The organism is Streptodolium elevatio (assembly GCF_040649515.1).
GTDB lineage: Bacteria > Actinomycetota > Actinomycetes > Streptomycetales > Streptomycetaceae > Yinghuangia > Yinghuangia elevatio.
The window spans coordinates 126,411-145,675 of the sequence record NZ_JBEZFP010000001.1; the positions used below are offsets into that span (position 1 = coordinate 126,411).

Here is a 19,265-nt window from a genome sequence, read left to right on the forward strand (position 1 = left end):
CCCGACTGCCCGGCCATCAGTGCCCGCCCTCCTGGTTCCGGTCGTCGCCCTGCTCGGCGAACGACGCGTGGTACGCGGTGAACTCGGCCCGCTCCTCGTCGACCAGCGGGTGGGGTTCGGCGTACGCGTGCTCGAACATCAGCGTCGGCTGCGGGTCCGGCATCGTGCGCACGCCCTGCCGCACGCGCTTGGCCAGTTCGTCGCTCTCCCGCTCCAGGTCGGCGAAGAAGTCCGCGTCGGCGAGGCCGTTCTTGTGCAGGAACGCCTTGAGTCGCTCGATCGGGTCCTTGAGCTTCCACGCCTCCAGCTCGGCGGCGAGCCGGTAGCGGGTGGGATCGTCCGACGTGGTGTGCGCGCCCATCCGGTAGGTGAACGCCTCGATCAGCATCGGTCCTTCGCCGCGCCGGGCCCGCTCCAGCGCGCCGCGCGTGACGGCGAGGCAGGCCAGCACGTCGTTTCCGTCGACGCGTACGCCGGGGAATCCGAATCCGGCGGCGCGCTGATACAGCGGCACGCGCATCTGGCGCTCGGTCGGCTCGGAAATGGCCCATTGGTTGTTCTGGCAGAAGAACACGACCGGGGCATTGAAGACCGCGGCGAAGGTGAACGCCTCGTTCACGTCTCCCTGGCTGGAGGCGCCGTCGCCGAAATACGCGATGACCGCCGCGTCGCCGCCGGAGCGCTGCATGCCCATGGCATATCCGACCGCGTGCAATGCCTGCGAGCCGATCACGATCGTGTACAGGTGGAAGTTATTGCTGTTGGGATCCCACCCGCCGTGGTTCACCCCGCGGAACATGCCCAGCAGGTTGAGCGGGTCCACGCCGCGGCACCAGGCCACGCCGTGCTCGCGGTACGTCGGGAACGCGTAGTCCCGCTCCCCCAGCGCCCGCCCGGAGCCCACCTGGGCCGCCTCCTGGCCGAGCAGCGAGGCCCACAGGCCCAGCTCGCCCTGCCGCTGCAGCGCGGTGGCCTCGGCGTCGAAGCGGCGGACGAGGACGAGGTCGCGGTAGAGCCCGCGGTATTCGTCGTCGGTGAGGTCGATCGACCAGTCGGGGTGCTCCACCCGCTCACCCTCGGGGGTGAGCAGCTGCACCAGCCCCGGCGTCTGACCCGTGTCCATACCCGGCCCTGCCGGATCGGGGAGGACTGCGCCCGTCCCGGGCCCTCCCACATGGTCCACTGCCACGTTCTCTCCTCGGTCTGTCCGGCCCGCGGGATCGCCGTGGACCGAATCCGGCTTGCCGGGTCCGGTTACCGCGCGGGGTGTGCGCGACATACCGGGCCACGACACGGTGGCTTTACATTCCTAGGATGTCCTAGGAATTCCCGGGTAAATCCGGGTTGGCACCTGCGCACAGGCATGCGGCCCCGGAACTGCCGAGGACCGCACACCGGGAACGTTACCCGGCGGTCAGCGCGGCAGATAGCGGCAACCACCCGGAGAACTCCGATCCGCTTTGTCGGACGCCCACAACAACCCCCTCCCGAGCCCCGCCCGAACCCCGCGCGCGAGGCCGATCACCCTGTTCAGAGCCCTGTTCCGGGGCTTTCCGGAGGGCCGGTACCGGCCGAACGCACCAACCCGTGCGAATCTGTACAAATGACTGATGTTGTAACCATTCGGGTGTTTCTCCTCGACGACCATGAAGTCGTACGCCGCGGCGTGTTCGAGCTGCTGTCACTGGAAGCGGACATCGAGGTCGTGGGCGAGGCCGGCACCGCCGCCGAGGCACTCGTCCGCATCCCGGCGACGCGCCCGCAGGTCGCGGTGCTGGACGTACGCCTGCCGGACGGCAGCGGCGTCGAGGTGTGCCGCGAGATCCGCGCCTCGATGCCGGACGTGCGCTGCCTGATGCTCACCTCGTTCTCCGACGACGAGGCGCTGTTCGACGCGATCATGGCCGGCGCCGCCGGGTACGTCCTCAAGGACATCCGCGGCTCGGACCTGGTCGGCGCGGTCCGCGACGTCGCGTCCGGCAAGTCCCTGCTCGACCCGGTGGCCACCGCGCGCGTGCTGGAACGCCTGCGCGGCGGCGGACGGCAGGACGACCGCCTCGCCTCGCTCAGCGAGCAGGAGCGCAAGATCCTCGACCTGATCGGCGAGGGCATGACGAACCGGCAGATCGGCGGGGAACTGCACCTGGCCGAGAAGACGGTGAAGAACTACGTGTCCAGCCTGCTGGCGAAGCTCGGCATGGAGCGGCGCACCCAGGCGGCGGCGTACGTGGCACGCAGCAAGGCCGAGAACCACCACCCGTAGCCGCCCGGGCCGAGGCGTCAGACGGGCGCGCGCCAGGTGACGGTGGTGCCCGTACCGTCCGGCCCCGGGCCGAACTCCGCGGAGCCGCCCAGCGACTCGGCCCGTGCGCGCAGGTTCGCGAGCCCGCTGCGGCGGCCCGTCTCGGGGATGCCGACGCCGTCGTCCGTGACGGCCAGCACCGCTTCGTCCTCGACGACGAGCGACACCTCGACGCGCGACGCCTTGGCGTGCCGCGAGGCGTTGGACAGCGATTCGCGCAGCGCGGCGAGGAGGTTCTCGGCGACGTCGTCGGGGATGCGCGAGTCGACCGGGCCCACGAAGGTCACCGCGGGCTCGAAGCCGAGCGCGCCGCTCGCGGACGAGGCCTCGCGCAGCACGCGGGCGCGGACGCCCGGACCGGCGTCCTCCGGGCCCTGCTGCAGCGCGAAGATGGTGCTGCGCACCTCGCGGATGGTCGCGTCCAACTCGTCGACGGCCTGGTCGACGCGGCGGATCACCTCCGGCACCTTCGCAAGGCGGGCGGCGCCCTGGAGCATCATGCCGGTCGCGAACAGCCGCTGGACCACGAGGTCGTGGAGGTCGCGCGCGATGCGGTCGCGGTCCTGGTAGACCGCCAGCCGCGAGCGGTCGCGCTGCGCGCCGGCGAGCATGAGGGCGACGGCCGCCTGCCCCGCGAACGCCTGGAACATCGCCTGTTCGGTACTGGTGAACGGCACCGCGCCGATGCTGCGGTCGAGTTCGAGCGCACCGAGCACGCGGTCGCCGGCCGCGAGCGGTACGAACAGACCGGGGCCGAACGCGCGCGACTGCTCCAACATGACACGCGGATCCGTGCTCATGTCCGCGATGAACACGCTCTCCCCCGCGTCGATCACCCGGGCGAGCGGCGATCCCCCGGGCACGACGGTGCCGGCCAGCGCGGAGACGTCGTCCCCGTCGGTGATCTCCACGAGATACGAACCGTCGGGCTGCGGCAGGTATATCGCCGAGAAGTCCGCGGACGCGAGGGCCCGCGCGCGGCGCGCGACGACCTGCAGCGCCTCGTCGGGGTCCTCGGTGCCCAGCAGCGTGGTGGTGATGTCGACGGACCCCTGGATCCACTCCTCGCGCTCGCGGGCCTGCTGGTAGAGGCGGGCGTTCCCGATCGCGACGCCGGCGGCCGCGGCGAGGGCGCGTACGACCTGCTTGTCCTCGGCGCTGAAGCCGGACCGGCCGCGTTTCTCGGTGAGGTAGAGATTGCCGAACACCTCGTCGCGCAGGCGGATCGGCACGCCCAGGAACGAGTGCATCGGGGGGTGCCGGGGCGGGAAGCCGTACGACGCCGGGTGCCGGGTCAGGTCGTCGAGGCGGAGCGGCTCGGGATGGTCGATGAGCAGCCCGAGGATGCCGCGCCCGTGTGGGAGGTCCCCGATCTCGGCGGCGGTGGCGTCGTCGAGCCCGACGTGGATGAAGTCGATGAGCCCGCGGGCGGCTCCCTCGGGTCCGAGTACGCCGATGGCGCCGTACTTGGCGTCGACGAGTTCCACGGCCTCCGCGACGATGCGGTGCAGCGTCGCGTGCAGGTCGAGGTCGGCGCCGACGGACACGACCGCTTCCAGGAGCCCTTGCAGGCGGTCGCCGGTGGCGGCGGCGCTCTGCAGGCGCTCGACCACCTCGGCCACCAGGTCGTCGAGCCCGAGCGCGGCCAGTTCCGGGAGCCGCGAGCCCTCGGGGGGCGCGGCACCGAACCCGGGGTCGGGAGTGTCCACCATGGTCAGAGATTAAGTGTCTTTGATGGATATTGAGAGCATATGAGCGGGGTGGCGGAGCGGGACCGCTCAGGACACGACCGCGCGGCTGCGCGCCGGGTCAGGCGGGACGCAGGACGGACTCCGTCGCGGCCTCGCGCTCGCGCAGGACACGGAACGGGCCCTCGGTTTCGGTGAGCTCGGCCCACGTCCCGCGTTGCACGACCCGGCCCGCGTCGAGCACCACGATCTCGTCGACGTGCTCCAGACCGGCGAGCCGGTGCGTGATGAGCACGGTCGTGCGGTCCTCGGTCGCGGCCAGCAGGTCGGCGGTGAGCGCGTCGGCGGTCGCGAGATCCAGGTGTTCGGCCGGTTCGTCGAGGACGACGATGTCGAAGTCGGCCAGCAGCACGCGCGCGAGCGCGAGCCGCCGGCGCTGGCCGCCCGACATGCGCGCGCCGTGCTCCCCGACCATCGTGTCCAGGCCGCGCGGCAGGCTGTCCACCCAGTCGAGCAGCCGGGCGCGGGCGAGGGCGTCGCGGATCGCGGCGTCGTCGCAACCGGGCCTGGCCAGGCGCAGGTTCTCGCGTACGGAGCTGTCGAAGATGTGGGCGTCCTGCGCGCACAGGCCGACCGCCCGGCGTACGGCGTCGCCTTCCAGGTCGGTCAGGGCGGCGGACTCGGGACGCGGGCCGGTCGACGCGGTCAGGCGTACGTCGCCGCCCTCGGGGTCGAGGAAGCGCAGCAGCACGTTGGCGAAGGTCGTCTTGCCGGACCCGCTCGGGCCCACGACCGCGACGCGGCGGCCGGGAGCGAGGTCGAGGTCGACGGCGTCGAGCGCGGCCGGCCCTTCCGGCGTCCAGCGCGCGGTCAGCCCGCGTACGTGCAGGCTGTGCGGGGCGGGCGGGAGCGGCACGGGGTGCGCGGGTTCGTGCACCGGTTCGGGGGCGTCGACGACCTCGAAGACCCTGGCTGCGGCGCGGCGGGAGGATTCCAGGTGGCGTCCGGCCGACGGCAGCACGGCGGTCGCCTCGAAAGCGGCGAGCGGTGTGAGGACGACGAGCGCGAGCAGCACGCCGTCCAGGCGCCCCGCGGCGACGGCCGCGACGCCGACGACCGTGCAGCCCCACACCGTCGCGCCGGTGGCGAGCGCGGCGAGGCCGGCGCCGAGGCCGGCGCCCTGGGCCTGGCGGGCCTCGGTACGGCGCAGCCGATCGTCGGTGCCGCCGAGTGCGGCGAGCCGGGCCGGGGCGGCGCCCGCCGCGATCAGTTCGGGGGCGCCGCGCAGGAGTTCGGTGACGCCGGTGGACAGGTCACCGCGCACGGCGGCGATGCGGCGCTCGGCGCGGCGGGCCACGCGGGCGGCGGTCCACGGGACGACGACGCCCGCGGTCAGGAGTCCGGCGGCGAGCACGGCGCCGGCCTCGGGGAGGAAGGCGCCGGTCACCCCGACGGCGGCGACCCCGACGACGACGGCCACCGCGGCGGGGAGCAGCGCGCGGAGGAAGAAGTCCTGCACGGCGTCGACGTCGGCGACGAGGCGGGAGAGCAGGTCGCCGCGGCGGAAGGCGGGCAGGCCGGCGGGGGCGAGGCGTTCGAGTCGCTCGTACACGGTCACGCGGAGCCGGGCCAGGATGCGGAAGGCGGCGTCGTGGGAGACGAGGCGCTCGGCGTAGCGGAAGACCGCGCGGGAGATGCCGAACGCGCGGACGGACGTGACCGCGACCATCAGCGTGAGGACGGGCGGGTGCTGCGACGCGCGGGAGATCAGCCACGCGGAGGTCGCCATCAGGCCGACCGAGCTGCCGAGGGCGACCGCGCCGAGCAGGACGGCCAGCGCGAGGCGGGAGCGGACGGGACGGGCGAGGGCGAGAAGGCGGCGGAACGTCGACGTGCGGGCACTCCCCAGGCGGCCCACGTGGGCGAGGCCGCCGTCGTCGAGCCCTTCGTCGTTGAGGCTTGCGTCGTCGAGCCCATCGTCGTCGAGGGGGCTTGCGTCGTCGAGGCCGTCGTCCTTGCGGCCTGTGGACGACGGCGCGTCGGTCCGATCATCGGCAGACACCTGGGGATCCGCGGCGGCGCTTTCGGCGCGAACTCCGGTAGACCCCCGGAGTGGGGGCGCGTTGCCCTTGTCGGATGATCCGACCACAGCCTCGATCTGTGGACGACGGCCGTGCGTTTCGGCGGCCACTCCCTTAGACCCCCGGAGTGGGGGCGCGTTTCGGTTGTCGGATGATCCGACCGCGGCACTCTCCAGGCGCACCACGTGGTCCGCCACCGCCAGCAGGGCCGGACGATGCGCCACCAGCAGCACGGTCCGCCCGTACGCGAGCCGCCGTACCGCGTCGACGACCGCCGCCTCGCTCTCCCCGTCCAGGTTCGCGGTCGGCTCGTCCAGCAGCAGCACCGGCCGGTCGGCGAGGAACGCCCGGGCCAGTGCCAGCCGCTGCCGCTGACCGGCGGACAGCCCAGCCCCGTCCTCGCCCAGCTCGGTGTCCAGGCCGCCCGCCACCGCGACGAACTCCTCGGCGTGCGCCGCTCGCAGGGCCTCGCGCAGCGCCGCGTCGTCCGCGTCCGGCGCCGCCATCCGCAGGTTCTCCGCGATGGTCCCCGCGAACAGGTACGGCCGTTGCGGCACCCACGCGATCCGGGACCGCCACGCGTCCGCGTCCAGGTCCGCCAGGTCGATCCCGTCGACGGTGATCCGTCCCGAGTCCGGCGCCACAAAACCCAGCAGCGCGGCCAGAACCGTGGACTTGCCGACCCCGCTCGGCCCGACCAGCGCGGTCGTCTCGCCGGGCCGCAGCACGAACGAGGCGCCCGCGACCGACGGTTCGGTCCGGTCGGGTCTGCGTACGGTCAGGTCCTCGATCCGCACCACCGCGTCCCGCCCGGGCGTCCGGAGCCCGGCCGAGGCGGCCGCGTCGGCCCCGGCCGAGGCGACGTCGGTCGCCGCCGCCCCGTCCGCCCCGGCTCCCGGCACCGGCGTCTCGACGATCGCGAACACCCGTTCCGCCGCCGTCAGTCCCTCCACACTCGCGTGGTACTCGGCACCCACCTGGCGCAGCGGCAGGTACGCCTCCGGCGCCAGGATCAGCACGACCAGCGCCGTGTGCAGGTCCATCTCCCCGTCGACCAGCCGCAGCCCGACCCCCACCGCGACCAGCGCGACCGAGATCGTCGCGAGCAGTTCCAGCGCGAACGACGACAGGAACGCCACCCGCAGCGTCTTGAGCGTCGCCTTGCGGTAGTCGTCGGTGATCTTGCGGATCGACGTGGCCTGCGCCTTCGCGCGCCCGAAGACCTTGAGCGTCGGCAGCCCCGCCACGACGTCGAGGAAGTGCCCGGCCAGGCGCGCGAGTACGTCCCACTGCCGGTCCATGTACTTCTGCGTCGCCATCCCGATCAGCGCCATGAACAGCGGGATCAGCGGCAGCGTGACCACGATCGTGGCGGCCGAGATCCAGTCGCCGGTCACGATCCGCGCGACGACCGCGACCGGGACGACGACGGCGAGCACGAGCTGCGGCAGGTAGCGGGCGAAGTAGCCGTCGAGCGCGTCGATGCCGCGCGTCGCCAGCGTGGTCAGTTCGCCGGTCCGGGCGCCGGTCAGCCAGGCCGGGCCCAGCCGCATCACGTGCGCGAGCAGCTTGCCGCGCAACTGCGACTTGACCGCGGCCGACGTGCGGTGCGCGGCGACCTCGGTGAGCCAGGCCGCCAGTGCCCGCCCGGCCGCGACCAGCGCGAGTGCGATCAGCGGCGTACGCAGCTCCGCGACGCCCTTGCCGTCCTCGAACGCGCCCACGATGAGCGTCGCGAGCAGCCCCGCCTGCACGATGACGAGAGCCGCGCCCACCACCCCGAGGACGACCGTGAGGGCGAGGAACCCCCGGGTGGCTCGGGCGTGGCGCAGCAGGCGCGGGTCTACGGGCTTCATCGTCTCTTCCGTCGTCCGGACCGCTCCGTCGCGGCGGTCCGATTGCTCGTGGTGTGTTCGGGCAGGCCCTCAGCCCGCGCCGTGCGGCACCGTCGTCGGGATGTTCTTGGTGCCGATGCGCTTGCGGAACACCCAGTACGTCCAACCCTGGTAGCACAGCACCACCGGGGTCATGATCGCCGCCACCCAGGTCATGATCTTGAGCGTGTACGGCGTCGACGCGGCGTTCGTCGTCGTCAGGTTGTAGGCGGAGTCGATGCTCGACGGCATGACGTCCGGGAACAGTGCCAGGAACAGCATCGCCACCGCCGCGATGACCGTCACGCCCGACATGGCGAACGTCCAGCCCTCGCGCCCGGTCCGGTTCAGCGCCAGCGCCGCGAGCAGCGCCACGACCGCGACCACCATGGCCACGAGGCTCTTGCCGTTGCCGCTGTCGGCCTGGGTCCAGATCAGGAAGACCAGGGCGAGCACCGCGGTCGCGAGCCCGAGCCTGAAGGCCAGGGCGTTGGCGCGCTCGCGGATGTCGCCGACCGTCTTGAGCCCGACGAAGACCGCGCCGTGGAAGGTGAACAGCACGAGCGTGACCAGGCCGCCCAGCAGCGCGTACGGGTTGAGCAGGTCGAGCAGGTTGCCCACGTACTCCTTGTCGGCGTCGATCTTGACGCCGCGCACGATGTTGGCGAACGCGACGCCCCACAGGAACGCCGGGACCAGCGAGCCCCAGAAGATCGCGTTCTCCCAGTTCCGCTTCCACTTGGCGTCGTCGCGCTTGGCCCGGTACTCGAAGGCGACGCCGCGCAGGATCAGCGCGACCAGGATGATCAGCAGCGGCAGGTAGAAGCCGCTGAAGAGGGTCGCGTACCACTCCGGGAACGCCGCGAACGTGGCGCCGCCGGCGGTGATCAGCCACACCTCGTTGCCGTCCCAGACCGGGCCGATGGTGTTGATGAGCACGCGGCGCTCGGTCTCGTTCCGGGCCAGGCCCTTGGTGAGTATTCCGACGCCGAAGTCGAATCCCTCCAGGAAGAAGTAGCCGACCCACAGGACGGCGATCAGGATGAACCAGACGGTGGTGAGTTCCATCGCAAGCCTCGTTCGAGTTGCTGGGGTCCGGGCCCGCGCTCAGTACGCGAAGGCGAGCGGGCGGTCGGCGTCGTCCTCGGCGTCGTCGCCGGACGCCGAGTCCGGCCCTCCGTCGGGACCGCCGGGTCCGCGCGGCTTCGCCGGTTCGACCTCCGGTGGTCCGGCGACGACGTAGCGCCGCAGCAGGCCCACCTCGACCACCGCGAGCACGCCGTACAGCAGCGTGAAGACGATGAGCGAGGTCAGCACCTCGCCCGTGGAGACGCTGGGGGACACCGCGGACTCGGTCTTCAGCACCCCGAAGACGACCCACGGTTGGCGGCCCATCTCGGTGAAGATCCAGCCGAAGGAGTTGCCGGCGAGCGGGAAGGCGAGCGTCCACAGGCCGGCGCGCCAGATCCACTTGTTGGTCGGCAGCGCACGCTTCTTGCGGGTGAGCCACAGGCCGATCGCGCCGACCGCGAACGACGTCATGCCGAACCCGATCATGAGGCGGAAGCCCCAGTACGTGACGGGGATGTTGGGCCGGTAGTCGCCGGGCCCGTACTTCGCCTCCATCTCGCGCTGGAGGTCGTTGATGCCGGGCAGCTCGGCGTCGAAGTCGCTCTTCGCGAGGAACGACAGCGCGCCGGGCACCTCGATGGCGACCTTGTTGTGGCCCTGGCTCACGTCGCCGTACGCGAAGATCGAGAACGGCGCGGGCTGCTCGGTGTCCCACAGCGCCTCGGCCGAGGCCATCTTCATGGGCTGCTGCTCGTACATGATCTTGCCCTGGAAGTCGCCGGTGACGGCGACGCCGAGGCCCGCGACGACGGCGACCCACAGGCCGAGCCGCAGCGACGGCCGGAAGACCTCGACCTCGTTGCGCTTGCGCAGGTGCCAGCAGCTGATGCCGACGATGAACGCCGCCGCGGTCAGGAAGGCCGCCGTGATGACGTGTGCGAAGGCGCTGACCGCGGTGTTCTGGGTGAGCACCGCGACGATGTCGGTCAGCTCGGCGCGTCCGCTCTCCGGGTTTATCCGGTAGCCGGTCGGGTGCTGCATCCACGAGTTGGCGGCGAGGATGAAGTACGCCGACAGGATCGTGCCGATCGCGGCCGCCCAGATGGTGGCGAGGTGGATCTTCTTCGGCAGGCGGTCCCAGCCGAAGATCCACAGGCCGAGGAAGGTCGATTCGAGGAAGAACGCGACCAGCGCCTCGATCGCGAGCGGTGCGCCGAAGACGTCACCGACGAAGCGGGAGTAGTCCGACCAGTTCATGCCGAACTGGAACTCCTGCACGATGCCGGTGACCAGGCCCATCGCGAAGTTGATCAGGAAGAGCTTGCCCCAGAACTTGGTGGCCCGGAGGTAGTGCTCCTTGCCGGTGCGGTACCAGGCGGTCTGGAGGCAGGCGACGAGTGTCGACAGCCCGATCGTCAGGGGGACGAACAGGAAGTGGTAGACGGTCGTGATGCCGAACTGCCACCTGGCTACGTCCAGCGGATCGAGGGCGAGGTCCACGGACGACCTCCTCCGAAAAGTCGTTCTGGTCGGTATGCACGGGGATGATGCTGATTAGCGGACTGAGTAGGTCTGACTGGGCTTTGCTGCTTTTGACGGGTCTTGATCGATCTTGATGTGACTTGCGCAGTTACTTCGTTTTCTTATGGTGCACGACACATGACCCGGCCTCGGGCCGCCCCCGCCACACCCTCAGTCGTGCGCCGTATCGGGACGAACCCGGAGCTAGCGGCACATCGAGCGATGTGACGAGCAGCACGACTTTGTGCATGCATTCACAAAGTCGGGCTTGTGCATCCGTTCACAAACTCTAGCGAGGGGGTTCCGGGGGCAAACACGGGGGGTCGGTACGCGGCCTTTGCGGCTCGTGTACCGACCCCCCGTGGCGATCTCCGGGCGGCGTGCGCCCGGCTCAGACCAGGCGCGAGGCGACGTCCAGGAACAGGTCGTTCGCCTCCTTCTCCCCGATCGTGACGCGGCAGCCCTCGCCGTCGAACGGGCGCACCGTGACGCCCGCCGCACCGCACGCCGCCGCGAACTCCAGCGTCCGGGCGCCGAGCCGCAGCCAGACGAAGTTGGCCTGCGTCTCCGGCACGGTCCAGCCCTGCGCGCGCAGGGCGTCCACGACCCGGGTGCGCTCGACGACCAGCGCGTCGACGCGCTCCAACAGCGCGTCCTCGGACCGCAGCGACGCGACGGCGGCGTCCTGGGCGAGCTGGCTCACCCCGAACGGCACCGCGGTCTTGCGCAGCGCCTCGGCGACCGGCTCGTGCGCGACGGCGAAGCCCACCCGCAGGCCGGCCAGCCCGTACGCCTTCGAGAACGTGCGCAGCACGGCGACGTTGGGCCGGTCCCGGTACAGCTCGATGCCGTCCGGGATCTCCGGGTCGCGCACGAACTCCTTGTACGCCTCGTCGAGCACCACCAGCACGTCGGACGGCACGCGGTCCAGGAAGCGCACGAGCGCGTCGCGGCGGACCGCGGTCCCGGTCGGGTTGTTGGGGTTGCAGACGAACACCAGCCGGGTCCGCTCGGTGATCGCGGCGGCCATCGCGTCGAGGTCGTGCCCCTCGTCCGGCAGCAGCGGCACCTGCACCGAAGTGGCGCCGGAGATCTGCGTGATGATCGGGTACGCCTCGAACGACCGCCACGCGTAGACCACCTCGTCGCCCGGCCCCGAGGTCGCCTGCAGCAGCGACTGCGCGACGCCGACCGACCCGGTGCCGGTCGCCACGTGCTCGGGCGGCACCCCGAAGCGCTCCGCGAGTTCGGCGGTCAGCTCACCGCAGGACATGTCCGGGTAGCGGTTGAACGACGCCGCGGCCGAGGCCACCTTCTCCAGCACGCCGGGCAGCGGCGGGTAGGGGTTCTCGTTGGACGAGAGCTTGTAGGACGGCGCCCCGGAACCGGCCGCGGCGGGGCGTCCCGGCTTGTACGCGGGCAGAGTGTCGAGCACGCCGCGCAGGCGCGGCCCGCTGCCGGCGGGGTTGTCGTGGGTCACCGTCGTCCTCCACTGGATGGCCGTCGAAGGGATGGTCGAAGGGGCGTCGAAGAGATGCCGAGGGTTCCGCCCGGCCCGCGGAACGCGCCGGGAACCCCCGCCTCACCTTACGTTTCCGACTCCGGCGGGCCCGCCGCCGGGCATACCGGAGCGATGCCGCCCATCCCGGCCCCGTTCGGGCGCCCGCGCAATCGACACCTTCAGGACCAGGTATGCGGAAAATGGTTTCTTCGCAAAAGGAACCCCATGCCCGGCGTCAGAAGACCCGAACGGCCCTACTGTCAATGGCGATGACTGTTGACCAGGGGGCTCCCGGACGGCGGCCCACACGCGTCGGCATCCGGGACGTGGCTGCCGCGGCCGGGGTGTCGATCACGACCGTCTCCGACGCGCTCAACGGCAAGGGCCGACTGCCCGACTCCACCCGCGTGCACGTCCGCGAGGTCGCCGACCGCCTCGGCTACCGGCCCTCCGCGGCGGCGCGCACGCTGCGCACCGGGCGGTCCGGGCTGATCGGCCTCACCACGACGAACCACGCCGCGGAACCGTTCGCGCTGACCGAGTACGGCTGGTTCACCGAACTGGTCCGGGCGGCCACCGGCGCCGCCCTCGACCGGGGCTACGCCCTGGTGGTGCTGCCCACCTCCTCGCGGCACGACGTGTGGAGCAACGTGGCGCTCGACGGGACGATCGTCGTCGACCCGGCCGAGGACGACCCGATGGTCCGCGAACTGCTGCGGCGCGGCGTGCCGGTCGTGACCGGCGGGCACCCCGGCGACAGCACCGTGCACGGCTGGGTCGACATCGACCACGCCCTCGCGATGGAAACGGTCCTCGACCACCTCGCCGAGGCGGGCGCGCGGCGGATCGCGCTGCTCACGTCGCAGGAGGGGACGTACGCGCGGCGGTGCGTCGACGCGTACCGCGCCTGGTGTGCCGAGCGCGGGCGCGAGCCGCTGGTCGAGGCCTACCCGCCGAACACGTCGGGAGCCGCGGGAGCCGCCGCGGGCCGACTGCTCGACCTGCCGGCCGCCGCGCGGCCCGACGCGGTCTACGGCCTGCACGAGGGCTGCGGCGGCGAGTTGCTGGCCGCCGCGCGGGCGCGCGGACTGCGCGTCCCGGAGGACCTCTTGGTGGCGGCGTGCGGCGAGGAGTCGGCGCACGCCGCCGAACCGGGTCTGACCACGCTCAGCCTCCAGCCCAGGGTGGCCGGAAGCAGCGCGGTCGAGCTGCTGGTCGGGGTGATCGAGGAGGACGCGGCACGGGTCGGCCCCCGGGTACCGGCGCAGCGTACGGTGCCCATCCGCCTGTCGGTACGGGCCTCGACACGGCGCGGCGCCACGGGTTCTGACGATTTGTCCGCTTCCTGATCTCGCCCGTACGGCGCAGCGGCTGTCCGCGACACGCACCCGAATACGCGGGACGCGCGATGTCTGGGGGCAGTACCGTTCCCCGATTCGCCCGCGCAAGATACGGTCACGGCACGGCGTCCTCATCAGACGGTGAATCGAACGGTGGAAACAACAGCGAATCGGACGGTGATCGGATGGTGTTCGCACCCCGGGCACCGCAGCCGTACAGCTCCGCAGTGCGTCATGCTTCATGACAGGCGTCACCCCCACTGCGGCCGCTGGGCAGGCGTGGGGGCGCGGAAGAAAGGAATCGTCTCGTGAGCATCGCCTCGGGAGCGCCCGGCACAGGCGGCGCGGTCGACGTCGAGGACGCGCCGCTCTACGTGGTGGGCGACGTGCACGGCCATCTCGACGAGCTCGAGGCGGCCCTGCGCGAGCAGGGCCTCATCGACGAGGAGGCGCGCTGGAGTGGCGGTGCGGCGCGCCTGTGGTTCCTGGGCGACTTCACCGACCGGGGCCCGGACGGCATCGGCGTGGTCGAGCTCGCGATGCGCCTCGCCGAGGAGGCCTCGGCGGACGGCGGCAGCTCGCGCATGCTGCTCGGCAACCACGAGATCCTGCTGCTGGGCGTGTACTTCTTCGGCGACCACCCGGTGCCGGTCGCGGGCGGTGCCACCACCTTCCGGGAGATCTGGCTGCGCAACGGCGGCCTCCAGTGGGACCTGGACCGCTTCACCGACGCGCAGGCGCAGTGGCTCGCGTCGCAGCCCGTCGCCGCGGTGGTGGACGGGTACCTGCTGATCCACTCGGACAGCAACGCGTACCTCGAATACGGCAGCACCATCGAGGACATCGACGGCGAGATCGCCGAAATGCTGCGCGACCCCGAGCCTCTGCCGTGCTGGGACCTGTTCCGCAATCTGACGCGGCGCGGTGCGTTCATGGGCGAGGCGGGGGCGAACGCGGCGGCCGATCTGCTGGGCGAGTTGGGCGGGCGGCACATCGTGCACGGCCACACGCCGATCCCGTACCAGACCGGCGAGGACCCGTCGACCATCAACGGCCCGCGGGTGTACGCCGACGGCCAGGTCATCAACCTCGACGGCGGCATCTACCTCGGCGGGCCGTGCCTGGTCGCCCGGCTGCCGCTGACCGAGCGGCCGCCGGCACCGGCGCCGCCGACCGCCGACGAGGAGACGATCGGCATGGTCTACGACATAGACGAGGACCCCGAGTACGACTGACGCGCCCGACCGCGCGGCCGAGGCTCTTTGCCGACCTTCGCGCCGACCTTCGTGCCGGCCTTCGGATCGCCCTTCGGACCGACCGTCGGCCGCTGGTTGCCCGGCCGTGTGCGATTCGCGTGCAATCCGTCCGCCAGGTGTCGGTCGGAGTGGTGTCAATCCGCGTAGAAGCCGATTCCGACCAAAAGTGCAATCCTGGTCGACAAGAGGGAATTCCCTGGGGCAAAACCACCGTTCCGGGCTCTACCATCGGGATATCCGCTCCGCAACCGCCGGGTAGCGAGGCGGGCGAACGATCGACCCGAGCCGGTCGTCGTACCGGACTCCGACGCGTCGCCTCCCGTGCGTTCGGCGGAACGGGGGGCAGACGCGGGCCCATTCGCGCGGTCGATCTCGGGGGATCCGATGCACAACGACCAGCACCCTCACCCGTTCCACTACGAGGAACACCGGCGGCAGTTCGAGCGGATCGTCGACGACGCGCTGCACCAGGACGACATCGCCAGGGCATTGGCGGAATCGCCGGAGTTGAACGCCGAGCAGTTGCGTACCGCGACGCTCGCCCACGCCGACACGATCGCGGCGAAGACCCCGGTCGAGTACCGGCGCCTCGTCGACAGCGAGGAGCGCTCGAACCCCTCGCAAGGCGAGCAGGCCGCAACTCCCTTTGCCGAGACGGCCGAAGGCGTCGGGTTCTTCGCGCTGGCCACGTCGATCACCATCATCGTGGCGGCGATTTCGGCGGCGGTGTTCCTGGTGGCCTATTACGTGATCAAGGCGACCACCGACCACGACAAGGGCGTCGCACCGGTACGCCTGGTCGGGGTGGCCTCCCTGGTGATCGCGCTCGGCGCGGCGGTGCTGGCCGGTCTCGCGATGCTGCTGCACGCGGGCCGCAACCGGCGAACTCCCGCCGTGGACACGGAAGTCCGACTGGCCCGCGAGGAGTGGCAGGCAGCCGTACTCCATCGGGGGGTGCTCCCCTTCATGTCCACCATGCTCGCCGCGGCGGCGGCCGGCACGGACGCACGTGTCATACCGCTCCAGGCACCGCGCAACGGCAGCTCCCGCCGCACGCGCAAACGCGAGCACGAGCCAGAAGGCGACCAGCCCACCGACGCGGTCCGCTGATCCGCCCACCCGTCCAGCCGTCCAGCCGCCCGGTCCCGAACCCCCAACCCCCGGGCGGCACACGAGCGGTGCCGTGGGAGCGGACTGCGTCAGACCGCGGTGTCGCCGAGTGAGTCGACGTACGTTCGGGCTTGGCGGGCCATCTTCCGCCACAGGGCGAGCGTGGCCGCCTCGTCCGCCTGCGCGGGGAAGGCCACCCACTCGCGCATGGAGCGCGTGCCCATCGTCACGCGTACGGCGGCGCCCTCGTCGACGAGCAGCCGGGCACGGTCCTCGGGGAGCTTCACGATGAGCCCGCCGTCGTGCCCGAGGAATGCGAAGACCTTGCCGTCGACGCGAAGTCCCGGGCTGCGGAACATGGTTCCCGTGTCGATGCCGTACTCGTCCTCGAATCCCGCGGCGATCCTGGCGAACAGGTCCTGGTTCGGCTTCTGGCGACGGGGGCTCATCGGCTGCTCCTCGGGCAGGGCGTTGCTGTTCAGAGGATGCCGGCGGCGCGGGCCGCCTTGATCCAGGACGGGAATTCCGACAGCAGTCGGTCGTACAACTCGGCGTCGGAGACTTTGGCTATGTCGTCGACCGCGAAGAAGCCCACGTTGTCGACGCGGCGGCCGGGCATGGTGTCGAAGCGTTCGAGCACCCCGTAGTTCGCCCGCCCGAGACCCACGAACTGCCAGAAGATCGGCTCCTCGACGGCCGACCGCAGCTCGCTCTCGATCTCGTTGTTGCGGTAGACGCCGCCGTCGGAGAAGAACAACACGAGGGTGGGGTCCTGGGCCGGGGTCTGGCGGACGTACGTGCGGACGTCGGCGATGACCTTCTGCTCCTCGTTCTGGATGCCGACCATGCGCATGTCGACCTGGGCCGCATGCAGCCCCTTCTTGCGCTTGGACGGTCGGCCGAACAGGCTGATCTCCCCGACACGTACGTGGAGCCGCAGCCACTCGGGGAGTTCGCCCAGCACCAGGTCGGGCAGTCGCGCCGAGTGCGAGGCGAAGGTCCATGCCTGCATCTCGCCGTCGTCGTCCAGCAGCGCGGCGACGGCCGCCATCCGCTCCACGACGTCCGTGACGATGCCCTTGTCGTACAGCGGACTCATCGAGCCGGAGGCGTCCAGGACCAGGATGACCCGGGCCCGGACCCCTTCCGCACCGTGCTTGCGGAGGCTGACGGCGACCTGCTCCTTGCGCAGCGAGAGCCGCTTCCGCATGTCGACGGGCAGGCGTTCCTCGCCCTTGGTGAAGCGGACCTGCGAGCCGGCCGCCGCGGGGGCCGGCTGGGTGGGCAGCGGGGGCGGCAGGATCGCCTGGCCGGGTGCCGGACGGGCGGGCGCGGGTGCAGGCGGCGGGACAGGGCGCGTGGCCGCCGGCGGCGGGACAGGGCGCGTGGCCGCGGGCGGCGGATCGTCGACGCTGATCCCGAAGTCGGTTGCCAGTCCCGCGAGTCCGGACGCGTACCCCTGCCCGACCGCGCGGAACTTCCACTGCCCGCCGCGCCGGTACAACTCGCCGCTGACGAACGCGGTCTCCGTCGTCGCCGCCATCTCGAACCGGGCGAGTTCGGCCTGCGTCCCGGCCTCGAAGAGGCGCAGCACCAGCCCGGCCATCTGGCCGAAGGTCCCGCCGTCCGCCGACGCGCACAACACGATCCGCTCGATGCCCGGTTCGACCTTCGCGAGGTTCACCTCGACCGCGTCCCACGCCGCGTCGCCCGCCGTCTGCTTGCCGAGGTGCCGTACCGCGCCCGAGGCGTGCCGCGGTTGGTTGTAGAAGACGAAGTCGTCGTCGTCACGCACCCGTTCGGCCGCGGTCAACAGCAGCGCCGACGCGTCGGCATCCGGCGTGCCCGGCCGCGTGGTCCACGCCAGCACGGCGTGCACCGCCGACGCGGCGACCGGAATGTTCGTGCCCTTGCCCATGGAAGTCGCAGTCACACAGCCAGTGTGCCGACGAATCCGGCGTGCGGCAGGAGTCGGCGACCCGGGCACGGACCGGACAGCCCAAGATATTCCTTGACACGAATATTCGTATTGAAGAATACTTGAGGCATGGACGCACTCCTCACCGCACTGGCCGACCCGGCCCGCTGGCGGCTCGTGACCCTGCTGGCCGAGCGCCCCCGCCCGGTCGGCGTTCTCGCGCAGCTCGCCGACGCGCGGCAGCCGCAGACGACCAAGCACCTCCAGACCCTTGAGCGGGCCGGCGTCGTCACGTCCCAGCGCACCGGGCAGCGGCGCATCTACGCGCTGCAACCGGGCCCCCTGCGGGAGCTGGCGGAAGCCCTCGGGCGGTTGGCCGACACTGCGGACCAGGCGGAGGGCTCGCGGGCGACGTACGAGCGCTACGGGCTCGGCCTCGACGCGGAGCGTCGCGCGGCGGACCGGGCGGGGTGGGCCGACGACCGCTCGTTCCGGTTCCGGCGGTCACTGCCGGGCACCCCGGAGGCGGTCTGGCGGCACCTGACGGAGGCCGCGCTGCTGGCCCGTTGGTGGACACCGGACGACCTGCGCGTCTCGGAGATCGTCTTCGAGGCACGGCCGGGCGGGCGGATCGTCCAGGAGTACCGCGACGCCGAGGACGACGGGACCGACCTGGTCGCCGGGCGGGCGGAGGGCACCGTCGACGAGGTACGCCCCGCCGAGCACCTCGCGTACCGGCTCTCCCCGCTGCTCCCCGACGGGAGCACCGCCTTCACCGCCCACCTCGACCTGCACCTGCGGCCGACCGGCACCGGCACGGAACTCGACGTGCACTTCGGGATCAGCGACAGCGCGGTCGAATCCGCGGACTTCGTCGCGGGCATCGAGATCGGCTACGGCCAGAGCCTCGACAACCTCGCGGCGGTCCTTGCCGCAGAGACGGCCGAAGCGCACCACGGCAACACCGACAAAGGGAGTTTGAAATGACCCAGCAGAGCACCGGCCGCCGCGTCGTCACCAACATGTCGCTCTCCATCGACGGCCGCTACGCCAAGACCGACCCCTTGGACATGAGCTGGGTGATGCCGTACGCCGTCACCGACGTCGCCCGCGACCACCTGGCCAGCCTGTGGGAGCCGGCCACGACCGCACTCCTCGGGCGGGTCAACGCCGAAGGCTTCCTCGGCTTCTGGCCCACCGTGATCGGGGCGGAGGGCGCGGACCCGCGTGACGAGGCCTTCGCGAAGTGGCTCGTCGACACGGACAAGGTCGTCATGTCGTCGACGCTCGACGAGGCACCGTGGGAGCGCACCACGATCGTCGACCGCCCCACCGCCGATGCGGTGGCGGACCTCAAGGCGACCGAGGGCGGCGACATCCTCGTGCTCTCCAGCGCAAGCGTCATCAAGGACCTGCTGGCCGCGGACCTGGTCGACCGCCTGGCGCTCACCGTCTTCCCGATCGTCCTGGGCACCGGCCCCCGACTGTTCGAGGACGGGCTGCCCGCGGGCGAGTGGGAACTGACCCGTGAAGCCGCCGGTGCGCACGGCACGTTGGCCCTCGCCTACGACCGGGTGCGGTGACCGCTCGGGCGGGACCGCGC

At 71.6% G+C, this 19,265-nt stretch carries 14 protein-coding genes; 6 read left to right on the forward strand and 8 right to left on the reverse strand.

The annotated features are described in order from the left end of the window. Positions 1-16: 16 nt before the first annotated feature. Positions 17-1,279 (reverse strand): pyruvate dehydrogenase (acetyl-transferring) E1 component subunit alpha, encoded by a 1,263-nt coding sequence (gene pdhA, locus AB0C36_RS00590; protein WP_358347062.1) that lies wholly within the window; start codon positions 1,277-1,279, stop codon positions 17-19. A 324-nt stretch (positions 1,280-1,603) separates the two neighbouring features. Here pdhA and AB0C36_RS00595 point away from each other — a divergent pair, with 324 nt between their 5' ends. Further along, positions 1,604-2,263 carry a response regulator gene (locus AB0C36_RS00595; protein ID WP_358347065.1) on the forward strand — a complete coding sequence of 220 codons (660 nt, stop codon included), beginning with the start codon at positions 1,604-1,606 and terminating at the stop codon, positions 2,261-2,263. A gap of 17 nt (positions 2,264-2,280) precedes the next feature. On the opposite strand, the gene AB0C36_RS00600 is transcribed toward AB0C36_RS00595, so the two are convergent. The 5 genes from AB0C36_RS00600 to hisC all read right to left on the reverse strand — a co-directional run bounded on the left by AB0C36_RS00600 (position 2,281) and on the right by hisC (position 12,017). Beyond that, positions 2,281-4,014 carry a sensor histidine kinase gene (locus AB0C36_RS00600; protein ID WP_358347067.1) on the reverse strand — a complete coding sequence of 578 codons (1,734 nt, stop codon included), beginning with the start codon at positions 4,012-4,014 and terminating at the stop codon, positions 2,281-2,283. Positions 4,015-4,111: 97 nt separating this feature from the next. Continuing rightward, a complete protein-coding gene (cydD, locus tag AB0C36_RS00605; protein WP_358347070.1) occupies positions 4,112-7,927 on the reverse strand; it encodes a thiol reductant ABC exporter subunit CydD in 3,816 nt (1,271 codons plus the stop codon). Between the two features lie 69 nt (positions 7,928-7,996). Next, a complete protein-coding gene (gene cydB / locus AB0C36_RS00610) occupies positions 7,997-9,013 on the reverse strand; it encodes a cytochrome d ubiquinol oxidase subunit II (protein WP_358347071.1) in 1,017 nt (338 codons plus the stop codon). A gap of 39 nt (positions 9,014-9,052) precedes the next feature. Then, a complete protein-coding gene (locus AB0C36_RS00615; RefSeq protein WP_358347074.1) occupies positions 9,053-10,516 on the reverse strand; it encodes a cytochrome ubiquinol oxidase subunit I in 1,464 nt (487 codons plus the stop codon). Positions 10,517-10,928: 412 nt separating this feature from the next. Further along, positions 10,929-12,017, reverse strand: coding sequence for a histidinol-phosphate transaminase (gene hisC / locus AB0C36_RS00620; protein WP_358347077.1), 1,089 nt, complete (start codon positions 12,015-12,017; stop codon positions 10,929-10,931). Between the two features lie 290 nt (positions 12,018-12,307). On the opposite strand from hisC, the gene AB0C36_RS00625 reads away from it, so the two are divergent. The 3 genes from AB0C36_RS00625 (at position 12,308) to AB0C36_RS00635 (ending at position 15,744) form a co-directional block, all read left to right on the forward strand. Further along, a complete protein-coding gene (locus AB0C36_RS00625; RefSeq protein ID WP_358347079.1) occupies positions 12,308-13,387 on the forward strand; it encodes a LacI family DNA-binding transcriptional regulator in 1,080 nt (359 codons plus the stop codon). A gap of 299 nt (positions 13,388-13,686) precedes the next feature. Then, positions 13,687-14,613 carry a metallophosphoesterase family protein gene (locus AB0C36_RS00630; RefSeq protein ID WP_358347081.1) on the forward strand — a complete coding sequence of 309 codons (927 nt, stop codon included), beginning with the start codon at positions 13,687-13,689 and terminating at the stop codon, positions 14,611-14,613. 405 nt (positions 14,614-15,018) lie between these two features. Then, on the forward strand, positions 15,019-15,744 hold the full coding sequence (locus AB0C36_RS00635) for a hypothetical protein (RefSeq protein WP_358347083.1): 726 nt from the start codon (positions 15,019-15,021) through the stop codon (positions 15,742-15,744). An 89-nt stretch (positions 15,745-15,833) separates the two neighbouring features. Here the strand turns inward: AB0C36_RS00635 and AB0C36_RS00640 are convergent, their stop codons facing one another. Continuing rightward, positions 15,834-16,193: a hypothetical protein gene (locus AB0C36_RS00640; protein ID WP_358347086.1), complete on the reverse strand. Its 360-nt coding sequence runs from the start codon at positions 16,191-16,193 to the stop codon at positions 15,834-15,836. Positions 16,194-16,222: 29 nt separating this feature from the next. Continuing rightward, on the reverse strand, positions 16,223-17,662 hold the full coding sequence (locus AB0C36_RS00645; protein ID WP_358347306.1) for a VWA domain-containing protein: 1,440 nt from the start codon (positions 17,660-17,662) through the stop codon (positions 16,223-16,225). A 129-nt stretch (positions 17,663-17,791) separates the two neighbouring features. Between AB0C36_RS00645 and AB0C36_RS00650 the strand changes: the two genes are divergently transcribed. Next, positions 17,792-18,649 (forward strand): metalloregulator ArsR/SmtB family transcription factor, encoded by an 858-nt coding sequence (locus AB0C36_RS00650; RefSeq protein ID WP_358347088.1) that lies wholly within the window; start codon positions 17,792-17,794, stop codon positions 18,647-18,649. Further along, on the forward strand, positions 18,646-19,245 hold the full coding sequence (locus AB0C36_RS00655; RefSeq protein ID WP_358347091.1) for a dihydrofolate reductase family protein: 600 nt from the start codon (positions 18,646-18,648) through the stop codon (positions 19,243-19,245). Before AB0C36_RS00650 ends, AB0C36_RS00655 begins: the two co-directional genes overlap by 4 nt. Positions 19,246-19,265 lie beyond the last annotated feature (20 nt).